A 12,239-nucleotide genomic window follows, 5' to 3' on the forward strand; every position below is an offset into this window, starting at 1 on the left:
GGAATGGAGGTGGTCATGCAGCAGCAATTAGAGGGCGCGCAAGGTAGCAAACCAGCCGGCCGCGTGCACAACTCACTTGCTGTCGGTACATAGCTAGGCCGGTCTTGGCGTCAAACAACTCCAAAGCTTCGCCATAGCTGCTTCAAAACTTCTCCTAAAGCAGAACTTATACGGAAGTGCTCCGTATAGTTGCCGCAAATGCTCACAAAAAACTTCGACCCGCTTGCTTGAACTCGATGCTCTGGTTGCTGCTCTTTCTGCTGCTATCGGCCCTGGGCGTGCTCTGGTGGCGCTTTGCAATGCCCTCGGGCGCCGCTGCAGCGGTAGCACCGCCGGTGCTCGGCGGCAACCACCCTTCGCTGCGCACCCGGCACTATCGGCTGGCTGATTTCTACCCGGCGCCTGTAGTGGTGCCGCCAGCCCCGGACCCTGTTCCCGAACCGGAACAGCCCGCCCTCAGCCCGGAAGAGGCACCAGTAGCTGAAACTGCGCCGCCCGAATCGGAGGAACCCTCGACCCAAGCGTCCGAAGCCGGGCAGCTGCCGGAAGGCGCCCGGCACAACTACCTCACGGCACCGGCCCCGACGGCCACCGACGAGCACAACCGTAGCGTGGAGCTCACCGCGGCCGAGCGCCGCGCCAAAATGCGCGCCCTGATGGGCACCGCCCTTGAAAACCGCCGCGCAGCGCCGGCCTCCGCTTAAAGATTACGCTTTTCCCTTATCTGCTTTTCCATTCCATTCACCCATTTCCTTTTCCATGCAAACTCCCTTGCTCACGCGCCTGCACCATGGCGCCGCCCAAGCGGCGGCCGGCGGGCTGCGCCTGCTCGCGGCGGGCCACACCTACCAACCCTCCCGCGCCGAACGCTTCGCCATGGCCCTGCTGCTGGCCACTTCCCCGGCCCTGGTATTCGGCCAGTCTGGTGCCGGCGGCCGCGCCGTGGGCGCTCTGCGTAGCGTGCAGACCATTGTCATCAGCATCGTGCAGGTGCTTTTCATCATCGTGCTGGCCATCGGCCTGGTGCGGGTCGTGCAGAAGTTCATCAGCGGCGCGCCGGATGCGCTGGGCTCCCTGGGCTGGCTCATGGGCGGCGTCATCCTCTGGTTCGGCTTCAACTACTTTAAAGAAGACTTGGCCAGCGCCATGGGCGGGGGCGAAGGCGGCGTCACTCCCTAAGCAAACCGGCCCATGCGTTCCTACAAAAGCATCGAGCGCCCCGCCCAGGTGCTGGGCATGAACCTGCCGGACCTGGGGCTGGTGGTAGGCCTGTTTCTGGCCGCCGTGCTGGCCATTGGCGTCGCGGGGCTGGTCGTCACCGTCCCGCGCTTCCTCTACCTGCTGATTCTGGTGGTGCTGGTAGTGCTGCTTTATGCCCTGCGCTACCTGGCCAAGCACCGCCCGCCGGGCTTTTTGCTCAGCTGGCTTTCCTTCCACCGGCGGCAGCCGCGCCGCATTGCCCTGGGCCGCGCCCGTTCGGGGCCTTCGGCGGGCGGCGCCACCGCACTTCCCTCTTCGCATGAACATTCCCACCGCTAAGGCTGCCGACCGCACTGCCGACTTCGCGGACCTGCACCCGGCCTATGCCTACCAGGACGACAAGGTCATCTTCCGGGATGGCCGCGTAGGCGTCGGCTTTGTCCTCGAATGCCCCGAAATGGAGAGCTGGCAGGCCGAAGAGTTTGCCAACCTTCAGTCGGCGCTGCTCGGGACCCTGCGCACCCTACCCGTGGGCACGGTGGTGCAGAAAACCGACATCTACTACGACCGGCCCTTCCAGGGCATCGGCGAAGCCCGCCCCGGCTACTTCGAGGGCAAGATGAACGCGCACTTTTCCGACCGGCTGGTGCTCTTCCACCGGGCCTACCTGTTCGTCTCGTTTGCGCCCGCCGACGAAGCCAAGCCCGTTCGGCCGAATGCTTTGAGTGCATTGGTGAACCGCGCCGGCGAGAAGCTGGCCAAGAACCCGTTTGCCGGCGTGGTGCAGACCCTGGACGCAGCCGAGCGCATCGCCACCGAGCTGCTGCAGAGCCTGCGCGGCCTCGGGGGCCTTGACTACCGCCGCCTCAACCAGGCGCAGCTGCCGCAGGTCTTCACCCAGTACTTTAACCTGGAATTTGACCAGCAGCCCGCCGGGCTGACCCGCGAAATCAGCAACGTGCCGGGCGCCTTCACCGTGGGCGAGAACCGTGTGAGCATCGTCTCGCTGGTTGGGCAGGGCTCGGAGGCCCACCCCGCTGTGCGCAATGGCTACGGCGTCACTTCGCCCATGCTCTACCCGCTCACGGCGTTTCTCTCCTGCCCGCATGTGCTCACCCAGGCCATGCTGATTCAGGACTCCCGCACCGAGCTCAAAAGCCTCGACAACGACAAGAAAATCAATAATTCGCTTTCTTTCCTGGCCACCCAGGACAACCACCTGCGCGCCGCTGAGATTGACGAGTTCACGGCCGAAGTTCGCTCGGGCAGCAAGCAGGTCGTGGGCCTGCACCTGTCGGTGCTGCTCTGGGACGTGGACGACCAGGCCCGGCGCGAGCACGTGGAAAAGACCACGGCGGCCTTCCGGTCCATCTTCGGGGCCGAAGCGGTGGTGGAAAGCTACCTGACCCTGCCGCTGTTCTTCGGCCTGGCGCCCGGCAACGCCTACCAGGTACCGGACCGCTGGCTGACTACCTCGGCCGACCGTGCAGCCTGCTACTTCCACTGGACCACCACCTACCGGCCCGAGCCCACGGGAGAGTATCTGTGTGACCGGTTCCGCAACCTGGTCAAGGTAAACCTGTTCAACACCGACCTCGACAACCAGAACGCGCTGGTCATCGGCCCCTCCGGCTCGGGCAAGAGCTACACGTTCGGCAACTTCATCGTGCAGCGCTACGAGCGCGGCGCCCGCCAGATTATCATTGACATCGGGGGCACCTACCGCAACGTGTTCCAGAGCCTGATGGGGCCGGACTTCGAGAACACCTACTTCGAGTACGACCCGCAGAACCCGATTGAGTTCAACCCCTTTTTGCTACCGAGGGAGGGCGAAAACGGCCCCTGGCACTACTCCGACGAAAAGCTCAACTTCCACCTGGCCCTGCTGGCCGCACTCTGGAAAGGCGGCAAGGACCGCGCCCTGAGCAAATCCGAGCGCACCATCCTTTCGCGCTTTCTGACCGGCTACTACCACGACCTGAACCAGCACGAGCGGCTGGGCCAGTCGGACGAGGAGTTTCCGGGAATGGAAAGCTTTTATAAGTACGTGCTGCGCTTCGACCAGTGGATGCGGGCCGAAACGCCGGCGGCAGGGGAGGGGGAAGCACCCGACGAGAGCACCGCCGTGCTGGCCCTGCAGCGGGCCCAATACCAGACCGACATGAAGTACATCGACATGCACGAGTTCTTCCTCGTGCTGGGTGAGTTCGTGACGGGCGGGCGCTACGCCAAGGTGCTCAACTCCACCCGTGAGGCCCAGCTGAGCCAGTACCCGCTGATTTGCTTTGACCTGGCCCGAGTGAAAACCGACCCCACGCTCTACCCCGTGGTGGCCATGCTCATCACCGAGCTGAGCCTGGACCTGTTCCGGCAGTTTCCCGACGCGGTGAAGTACATCGCCCTCGACGAGGCCTGGGCACTGCTCTCGGGTGTGCTGGAGGAGTTCATCGTGTCGATGTACCGCACCATCCGCAAAACCAACGGCTCCATCACCATCATCACCCAGGGCATTCAGGAAATCATCGACTCGCCCATCGGCTACACCCTGATTGACAACTCTTCCACCAAAATCATCCTGCGCCACTCCAACGAGGCCTCGCTCACCCGCCTGCAGGCGCCGCTGGGCCTCACCGGCCACGAGATGGATTTGATACGCTCGGTGCGCTCCACCGACTCATTCCGGGAGTTCTTCATCAAGCAGGGTGCCCAGGCCAAGGTATACGCCCTGGAAGCCTCACCCCAGCTCGACGCCGTGCTGACCTCGCGGCCGGCCGAGCGCAACTACCTCAACCAGCTCGTGCGGCACTACCAGCGCCAGCGGCCGGTGGAAGTGCGCGACGCGCTGGGCAACCTGGTGCGCGACGCCGACGGGCGGCCCACCTACACCACCGTCACCGAGCAGCGGCTGGACTTCGCCGTCGACCAGTTCGTGGAAGAAAAGCAGAAGCGCAAGGGGGCGCTGCCGGCATGAGTGCGCCCCTGCTGCTGCTCGTCGGCATGGACCTCGACACCGACTTCATCACGGCGGCGGACGGGGCCCTGCGCAAGGTGCTGCAGGCCTGCCAGCTTTACCTGATTCCTCCGTTTCTCTCGGTGGCGCTGCTCTACACCGTGGGCCGGGGCTACCTGCAGGGCGGACAGCTGCGCATGGACTTTTCGCCCCTGCTCAAGGCGCTGTTCGTGTACTTCATCCTGTTCTTCTACCGGGACTTCATGGACTTGATTGGCGGGGCCATCGGCGGGTTTTCCAGCCTGGTGGCGCCGGCTAAGCCCGGTTTCATTGCCGAGGCCCTGCAAAGCCTGACCAATCCGGCGGGGGCCGCCTCCATCGAGCCCGACAAGGCTACCAACACGGCCGGCTTTGTCAACGACCAGATTGGCGCTATCACCTCCTTCTGGGACAAGCTCACCAACTTCTCCCTGCTCAACCTGCTCACTGAGCTGTTCACGACCAGCACCGTCGTGCTCATCCGGCAGGTGCTGGTGATGGTACGTCAGTACATCGTGGCCTTCTTGTACGTGAGCGGGCCCATTGCCATCTGCCTTTCCGCGCTGCCGCCCTTCGCGCAGCTGGGCAAGCAGTGGCTGCAAAATTTCATGGCCGTGCAGTTCTGGTCCCTGACCTACTCGCTGCTGGATACCATTTACGCCAACTACGCCGGCACCCGGCCCGCGACGGGCAACGTGCTGTTGCCCACCGGCATGACCCCGGGCGATTACGCCAATGATGTAACCTACCTCATAAATTCTATCGGCTTCGTCATCCTCTACTGCATGGTGCCCTGGCTGACGAGCTTCCTTATCGGCTCCTCGGCGGTGCAGGGCTTCGTGGGTATGTTCGGTGGGGCCGTGGCAGGGGCTGCCGGGGCCGTGAGCAGCGTGGTATTTCCCGGCGCCTACGGCGGCGGGGCCAGCGGCGCTCTAGGTCGCAAGCTGGGCTTCGGCCCTGACAAGGGCGGCAGCAGTTCCGGAGGCGGGGCCAGCAGTGCGCCTTCGGGTTCAGCCTCGGCCGAACTGCCCACCATGTCCTCCGCCGATTCAGGCGCGCCCACGCGCCGCCGGCGCTAACCAATTCCTTCTATGAAACAGCTTCTTTTAAGCCTGCTGGGTGCAGGCGTACTTCTGACCGGCTGCAAGAGCGACAACGAAGCCGCGGCGGAAAAGCTGCAGCAAGTCGCCACCGCAGTGGCCAATTCTCCCGAAGCCAAAGCCCGGGCAGCTGCCTGGAGCCTTGCTACAACCAAACCGCCGCAAATAGCTGCCGATAAGCCGGTTGATTTGCGGCCCGCCCTGGAGCAGCTACTGCCTAAGGACGGCTACCTGCAGCTGGTATCAGTTAAAGCGGCAGATGCAGCGCAGCCGGCTATCCTGCAGCTACCCATTCTGTGGCGCCCCATCAAAGGGAATTACCCGTCGGTGGCCCCCGGCTACCGCCTGCCCTTTGAAGCCGTGCTCAAGTGGAAGCCGATGGGCTACGGCCCGGGAGAGAAAATACCCGCCGTCATGGCACTGGAGGGCCCGTGGGCACCCGACACCCTGAACACTTTTTCGCTGCGAGAGCCCGAGGTGACCGTTCCTGGCCAGGCAGCGGCTGCGCCCATCCTGCTCAAGCCGGGGCAGCCCGTAACTGTGCGCGGGGTGGCCTACGCCTATGCCACTACACCCGCGGCTGGCCAGGTGCACCGCCTGGTGCTGTACCCCTACCAAAATCCGCTGGGGCCGCCTGACTCTCGCAAGATGGTCTACCTGCCGCTCTAGCAGTGGGCTGTGGGGCAAAAAGGCCGGGCGGCTGAGCTCCTTCTATTCTCCATCCACTTCAACTCACTCATGAACTCTGTCCAAGACCTAAATAAGACGTTTATCACCATGCGCACCATGGCGCTGTCGGCCCTGGCCCTGCTGGGGGTAGTGACAGTGGCCGCCGGGGCGCTGCTCTACCGGGCCTATGAATCCACGGGCCAGCGCGTGTACGTCGTCAGTGATACCGGCTCCTTCTCGGCCCAAATTGGCCGCGGCGCGGGCCACACGCCCTTCGAGGCCCGCAACCTGGTCAAGACCTTTCTGCTGACCATGTTCGGCCACGACCAATACAGCTTCAAGCACAACCTCGACGCCGGCCTGCCCCTGATTGAGGAGCGCGGCGGACGCTTTCTGTTCGAGAGCTTCCAGCGCGGACAGGTGCTGCAGAACTACATCCGCTACGGCGCCCGGCAGGCCGTCACGGTGGACAGCATCCACCTGGACATGAACCACCGCCCCATCACCGGCCGCGCCTACATCAAGCAGACGGTGTTCATCGGCGACCAGCAAAGCCAAAGCAAGCCCCTAGGCGCCAAGTTCGCACTCATCGAAACCGACCGCTCTGACGCCAACCCCTTCGGTCTGCTCATCACCGACTTCGACTTCATCCCCTACAACCCGCCCGTCACGCAGGAAGAGAAAGACCAATTGCGCGACCAGGAGCAGGCCCGGCAGCGCAAGCTGCGCGAAGAAGCCGAAGCCGCTGGCGTGCCCCTGGCGCAACCGGTCCCTACAACGCCGGCTCCTGCGGCTCAACCTGCTCACTAAGCTACTCCTATCCAATTCCTATGCGTTTCCCTTTCTCCTTTGCTACCTGCGCGCTGCTGGCGCTCCTACCTGGCAACTTGCTAGCGCAGACCTTAGCTTCGACTGTCACCCGTTCCGCCGGTGTCCAAGCCCCGCACCCGGCTAACGTGGCGCCGAAAATGCAGCTGGAAATAGCTGTTTCCGACTCCTCGACGACCTACCTGGTTTTCCCGGGGCCGGTTTCCCTGGTCGACGTGGGCCAGGCACCGCACTACCTGGTCAAGATTGAGAGTAACGCCGTCTTCGTGCGGGCCAAGCGGCGCAACCCGCCGCCCACGCCTATTCTGGTGCGCTACGGCTCGCGCTATTGGATGGGGCACCTGGTGTACACTGGCCGGCCGGTGCTGCAGCTCTACGACTTTCAGGATGGCGGCGCCCTGGGCGTCAGCGCCGGCGGCAATGCCCGCAATGGCGCCGGCGTGGATGATGCGCTGGCCCTGGACCAGGGCCACGAAAAGCGGGAGTTGGCCGAGACACGCTTGGCCAAGCTGGCCACCGCCAAGCATGCCGATACCAGTGGGCTGCGCACCGCCGACAACGACCTGGTACTCTCGCTAGCCAACGTACGCAACGACAAGGATTTTACCTACCTGCGCCTGAAGCTGCGCAATACCACCACCATCGACTATGCCGTGGATTTCACTGACTTCGAACTGGTGGAAAACTCGCGCAAGAAGTTTCTGGGCAAGAAGAAGAATGAGGCCCGGCGGCCCCTGGCGCCTGCCGGCGGGGCCGAAAGCCAAACCATCCCGGCCCGGGCCATGGGCTACCTGCTATACGCCGTGCCGCTCTATGCGGCCACCGACCGGGGCCACCTGGAAATCACCCTGCGCGAGAAGTTCGGGGCCCGGGTGCTGGTGCTGAAAGTGCCGAGCAAAGTCATCAACACGGCTGCCGCCATTTAATACATCTTACCATGTCCGAGCACAACATGCAGCCGGTGTATCCTGCCGGCGATAATTCCACGACCGAACCGCAGCCCGCTTCCGGTCCTGCTTCTGTATCTATTACCCCCGCCACACCTCGCCCCTCTGTAGGAGAGCTGGCCCGCCGGCACTGGTTGACCCTGCTGGTCGGCATCGGCCTGCTGACGGCCGTGACGCTGTTTTTCTACGCTCGCTCCCTTTCTCAGGAAGTAGCGCAGCAGGCCAGCCCCGTGGCGGCGACCTCCCAAAATCTGGAGCCCACCATTGCGCCGGCCACGCCCGAAGCGGCCCCAGCTCCCACGGATGTGCTGGAGCAAAAGCAGGCGGCCGCGCGGCAAGCCGGGGCGCAGCTGCCGGGCACCGTTCCCTCCCCGGACCAGTTGGCCGGCGGCATGGCCGTCGATACGGTAGGTCAGGCGGCCCTCCGGCGGCGCACGGCGCTGGCCGCAGCGGAGCGGCAGGCTCGGGCGGCCGCGAACCGCGCGGCCCTGCCGCCGCCCGACTCCACGGAAGTAACAGCGGTGGATGCACAGACCGGCGCCTACCGGGCCGTGCGCATCCCGGTGGTGCAAACCGGGGGCCGCAGCTCCGGCTACGGCGCTGACCCGCGCCGGCATTTACGGGCTGGGGCCCGGCCGCGCACGGCCCCCGATGGAGTGCCCTATGAGCAAAACGACGACGTGCTGGACATGCTCGACGCGGCTTCTCCGGCCTCGCGTGCTTCGTACGAGCAGATGACGGGGCGTCGCTACTTTGACCGGCGGGCCGCGCTACGGGCCGGCGGTGCCGATGCGCCGGGTAGCAATAGTGCTATGGCCTATGATGCATTTGGCACCATCAAGGCGGGCTCCTACCGCTATGCTGCCGATAATGGGCAGACGCAGCTGCTGCCAGATATTTTCTATAAAGCCGTGGTGAACGGCGAGCAGAAGATTCGCACGGGTTCTGTCGTGCTGTTGCGCCTGGTCGAGGACGCCGTTATCAGCGGGCAGACCTTTCCCAAAAACCTGGTGTTTGCCGGCGTGGCCAGCGTCGAAACCAACCACGTGGCCATTCGCATCAGCCGGCTGGGCCCTACGCGGGTGGCCGCCGACATCTATGATTACCACTACCTGCCCGGGCTCATGATTGACCCGCAGAAGCGCCAGCCGCTGCCGGCCGCCGACAACCCCCTAAACGATGCCCGCGCCATCGGCGCCCAGGAAGTAGGCCTGGCCATTGACCGCTCAGCTTCAGCAGCCAACTCTGTGGTCGGTGTGGGCGGCCGGGTAGCAGCGGCTATGGTGGGCCGGGCCTCCACGCCCCGCCAGAAGCTGCGCGACGTGCGCCTGCCCGACGGCTACCCGGTGCTCATCACCACCGGCGCGACTGATGCGGGCGCGCCCACGGCTAATAACTAAGTATCACGTCACTGTCCAAGCCATGAAAAGGATTGCCTTTGCCCTCGCGCTGGCTGTTGTGGCCAGCACCGTTCCGCACCTCGTTTCTGCCCAGATGGTTGTCAACGACCCCGTGCACATGGGCGTGCACATCGGTCAATTTGCCAAGCAGCTCAAGCAGTGGACCGAGACCATTAAGAACTACCAGGTCATCAAGGATGCCCGCCAGATTGCCGGCGTCACCCGCGACATCACCGGCCAGGTGAAGGAGCTTACCTACGAGGGGCTGGAGCTGCAGCGCCAGATTCAGGCCGACCTGCGCAAAGTGGCATCGGTGAAGGATTTGCGCTACGCCAACCCGTTGGAGCTGTTCGGCCGGGCCATGGCCATGAATACCAGCTCCCAGCCGGACTACATGCCGCCGGTGAACAAGGCACGGCGCCTGCGCCAGGCGCTGCAGAGCCGCACCGAGCAGGACGTGGAAACGGTGTACCAGGCCTTCTCGGGGCTGGATATTGGTCGCAATGGGGCCCAGTCCTTTACCTACCGCGACTACAAAAACATGCGGCAGGAAGCTTTTGCATCGGCCTATGCTTACGAGGAAGTGCTCAAGAAGAAAAACGTCGAAACGGCCTTCAACTACCAGAAGATTGCCGACGAGATGACGGCGCAAAGCGTTGAGCTCATGGCCACGCTGAAGAACCCCGGCCGGTACTCCATGACCGAAGCCGAACGGCTACGGGCCATGGGGCAGGCCAATGACAACATGGTAAAGGCCCTGCAATTGCGGCAGGAAGCCGACCGCCTCATCCACGAAGCGGGCCGGCCTGGTCCCGCTCGGCAGGCCGTAGAAGGGGCTTACCGGGACCAGCTACTGCAGAATCAGCTGTTAAAGAGTATTAGTAGGTCAGGCAGATTTTAGCTTACTCAGACTGCCTTCCCTTAATGAGCCTAACTGCCTATACCTAGCCGCGCCAGCGCCAGGCTCTTCTAAAGCCCTGGACCTCGGCTTCTGCTACAGTTAACGCGTAAAACTCTCCCGCTTTGTCCAATTTGGTTCGGTCATACATCTGGTCAAATGGCAAATGATAAATTCGCTCACCTGTTGCCGTACTAATGTGGCATTTTATCATCGGAAAGGCTCCTAGCTTCACTTGCTCTCGCACTTGAATGCCCAAAGCCCGGGCAAACTTGCGGGCTGTATCGGACAAGTCCGTAGAAGTGCAAAACACCCCTGTGATGTTATTGGCGGACAGCAACTGTGGAAAAAGGTGTAACTGCTCGGCTAGCTTTTTCTGCGCTGAATCCAAGTAGAATTTGACTGTGGTGCCAAACAGTTGGTTGACGTGCTTCTCGTGGATAAGCTTGTGCTTGCTCCAGTATTTGCATTGGACAATTAGGGTGTTTCCATTCTTACGGCATATCAAGTCTCTGCCCATATCTTCCTTGCCGTTCTCAATACCGAAGTAGGTAACGGTATAGCCTTCGCACTCATACAAGTAGCCCACGTACCGCTCATAGTCCCGACCCAGCTGATAAGGGCTTTTCCGCCCCTGCATATACCGCTCAAGGGCCCGCTGATTTCGCTCGGTTACGGAGAGGCTATTATACTCACCTGCCGTCACATAGACACTCACCGGGTCTGCTTCCTGCGGTGCTTGTTCGCCAAACGTGTCTTTTATCTCCAGCAATGCCTCCTCAATCTCTCCTTCACGAAACTCCGTTAGAAAAGGGAACAGGCCTTCGTACTGGTTGATGACATACTGCAGGTGCTTAAGTTGAGCAGCAAGGATGCGTTTCTCTTTTCCAACTTCACGCACAGTCTGCGCAGATGACTTAGCAGGATGAGGCTTGAAGGCTAAATAGTCGGCTATCTTATTGTTATTAAGCAATACCACGTCCGCAATTGCTCCTGCGAGCCAAGGAAAGCTTTTGCTCTTTTCCGCCAGTACTTTTTCCAATCGGGTCAGCTCAGTCGCCCACTTGTCCAGCGCTTTCGCGCGGCTGTTTAATTCAGCGTTTTTGGTTTGGTACTCTGCATTGAGATGGCTCTTTTCTAATGCCATCTTCTTTTCAAGCTGGTTTTTTCGAACGAGCAACAGAACTAGTCCCGCCACAAATCCGAGCACAGCCAACCATAGATACTGGTCCATAAGCACTCAGACTACTGGCAAGCTTGCACCAGCGCCGTCACACTCAGCGTAGCCGTGGCATCGGTCGTGTAATTATCGTTGTTGACGCACACGTAGAGCCGCCGGGTACCAGGCTTGATGGCCAGTGACTTTGTTTCCGTCGGCGTGTTCTGTTCCGCCTTGTAGCACACATTGGGCTTGGTGATGTAGCCTTTCGTGTCCAAAAATTGCTGAGCGGCCTCGGCGTCCGGCGTGATGTACCAGTGGCATTTCGTGCTTTTGGTCGGAGCCCCACCGGTGGTCTGCTTGTCAATCTTCGAGGCCGCAAAAGACATCAGGGCCATGGTGCCGGTAGCCGGATTGCTCATGGCCCCGGCCAAGCTAAGTGCCGTGGTCCAAGTGATGGGAGGCTGGCCCTCGTCGCGCACATCCAGCTTGTACATAATGCCCACCGCTCCCTCGGGTATGTCAACCTCAAATACCTTGCGGCTCAAGTGCATGCAATTCGAGCAGTGCATGGTGGCTGTACTGATGGGTAGCGCGTCCTGGGTCGAGTAGCGGCATTTGATTTCGCGCCCGTCCTCGCGCCAGCTCTTGAAATCCGCTTGCGCCTGCCCCTTCACATACGTGCCCCGGAAGTTGAGCTGGCCATTTTCGTACCAGCCCGTGCATAGGCCCGTCAGCACGTCGGGGCTTTCGCTCAGCAACTTGCCTTCGCCTTGTTTCTTCCAGGACGGATAGAAATAGTCCCTCACGGAACCCACGGTTTTGCCGCTCGCATCGTGGCGGGCTATGCGGGCGTAGGCCACTTCCTCCAGCGTTTCGGTGCGCTCCCAGTCCCGGTCAAAGTAGATGGTATCAGCGGGGGGCGAAGTAACAGCCGCCGGTTTGGGCCGCTGAGCCAGCGCGGGTAGACTTGTTACAAGGAGTAAGAGGTAGAAAGAGTAGCGTTTTACCATACAGGGAATGGGTGGGTGATAAGCGGAATGGCGGAA

The 12,239-nt window shown here is 62.1% G+C and carries 12 protein-coding genes; 10 read left to right on the forward strand and 2 right to left on the reverse strand.

The annotated features are described in order from the left end of the window. The first annotated feature begins 236 nt into the window (after positions 1–236). The 10 genes from J4D99_RS20615 (at position 237) to J4D99_RS20660 (ending at position 10,034) form a co-directional block, all read left to right on the forward strand. Complete coding sequence (locus J4D99_RS20615; RefSeq protein WP_208133641.1) at positions 237–704, forward strand: hypothetical protein; 468 nt, start codon at positions 237–239, stop codon at positions 702–704. 55 nt (positions 705–759) lie between these two features. Beyond that, complete coding sequence (locus tag J4D99_RS20620; RefSeq protein ID WP_125440581.1) at positions 760–1,179, forward strand: hypothetical protein; 420 nt, start codon at positions 760–762, stop codon at positions 1,177–1,179. A gap of 12 nt (positions 1,180–1,191) precedes the next feature. Continuing rightward, the gene (locus tag J4D99_RS20625) at positions 1,192–1,539 is read left to right on the forward strand and encodes a hypothetical protein (RefSeq protein WP_208133642.1); all 348 of its coding nucleotides are present in this window, start codon (positions 1,192–1,194) and stop codon (positions 1,537–1,539) included. After that, on the forward strand, positions 1,520–4,171 hold the full coding sequence (locus J4D99_RS20630) for a VirB4 family type IV secretion system protein (RefSeq protein ID WP_208133643.1): 2,652 nt from the start codon (positions 1,520–1,522) through the stop codon (positions 4,169–4,171). Before J4D99_RS20625 ends, J4D99_RS20630 begins: the two co-directional genes overlap by 20 nt. Beyond that, positions 4,168–5,268 carry a conjugal transfer protein TraG N-terminal domain-containing protein gene (locus J4D99_RS20635; protein ID WP_208133644.1) on the forward strand — a complete coding sequence of 367 codons (1,101 nt, stop codon included), beginning with the start codon at positions 4,168–4,170 and terminating at the stop codon, positions 5,266–5,268. Before J4D99_RS20630 ends, J4D99_RS20635 begins: the two co-directional genes overlap by 4 nt. A gap of 12 nt (positions 5,269–5,280) precedes the next feature. After that, positions 5,281–5,958 carry a hypothetical protein gene (locus J4D99_RS20640; protein ID WP_208133645.1) on the forward strand — a complete coding sequence of 226 codons (678 nt, stop codon included), beginning with the start codon at positions 5,281–5,283 and terminating at the stop codon, positions 5,956–5,958. Positions 5,959–6,027: 69 nt separating this feature from the next. Then, positions 6,028–6,768 carry a conjugal transfer protein TraK gene (locus J4D99_RS20645; RefSeq protein WP_208133646.1) on the forward strand — a complete coding sequence of 247 codons (741 nt, stop codon included), beginning with the start codon at positions 6,028–6,030 and terminating at the stop codon, positions 6,766–6,768. A gap of 20 nt (positions 6,769–6,788) precedes the next feature. Continuing rightward, on the forward strand, positions 6,789–7,712 hold the full coding sequence (locus J4D99_RS20650) for a DUF4138 domain-containing protein (RefSeq protein ID WP_208133647.1): 924 nt from the start codon (positions 6,789–6,791) through the stop codon (positions 7,710–7,712). Positions 7,713–7,723: 11 nt separating this feature from the next. After that, on the forward strand, positions 7,724–9,133 hold the full coding sequence (gene traM / locus J4D99_RS20655; RefSeq protein WP_208133648.1) for a conjugative transposon protein TraM: 1,410 nt from the start codon (positions 7,724–7,726) through the stop codon (positions 9,131–9,133). 22 nt (positions 9,134–9,155) lie between these two features. Beyond that, positions 9,156–10,034 carry a hypothetical protein gene (locus J4D99_RS20660; protein ID WP_208133649.1) on the forward strand — a complete coding sequence of 293 codons (879 nt, stop codon included), beginning with the start codon at positions 9,156–9,158 and terminating at the stop codon, positions 10,032–10,034. Between the two features lie 43 nt (positions 10,035–10,077). On the opposite strand, the gene J4D99_RS20665 is transcribed toward J4D99_RS20660, so the two are convergent. Both J4D99_RS20665 and J4D99_RS20670 read right to left on the reverse strand, forming a co-directional pair. Continuing rightward, complete coding sequence (locus J4D99_RS20665; RefSeq protein ID WP_208133650.1) at positions 10,078–11,265, reverse strand: restriction endonuclease; 1,188 nt, start codon at positions 11,263–11,265, stop codon at positions 10,078–10,080. An 11-nt stretch (positions 11,266–11,276) separates the two neighbouring features. Then, positions 11,277–12,203, reverse strand: coding sequence for a toxin-antitoxin system YwqK family antitoxin (locus tag J4D99_RS20670; RefSeq protein WP_208133651.1), 927 nt, complete (start codon positions 12,201–12,203; stop codon positions 11,277–11,279). Between the last annotated feature and the right edge of the window lie 36 nt (positions 12,204–12,239).

The organism is Hymenobacter sp. BT559 (genome assembly GCF_017571525.1).
In the GTDB taxonomy this organism is placed as follows: domain Bacteria; phylum Bacteroidota; class Bacteroidia; order Cytophagales; family Hymenobacteraceae; genus Hymenobacter; species Hymenobacter ginsengisoli.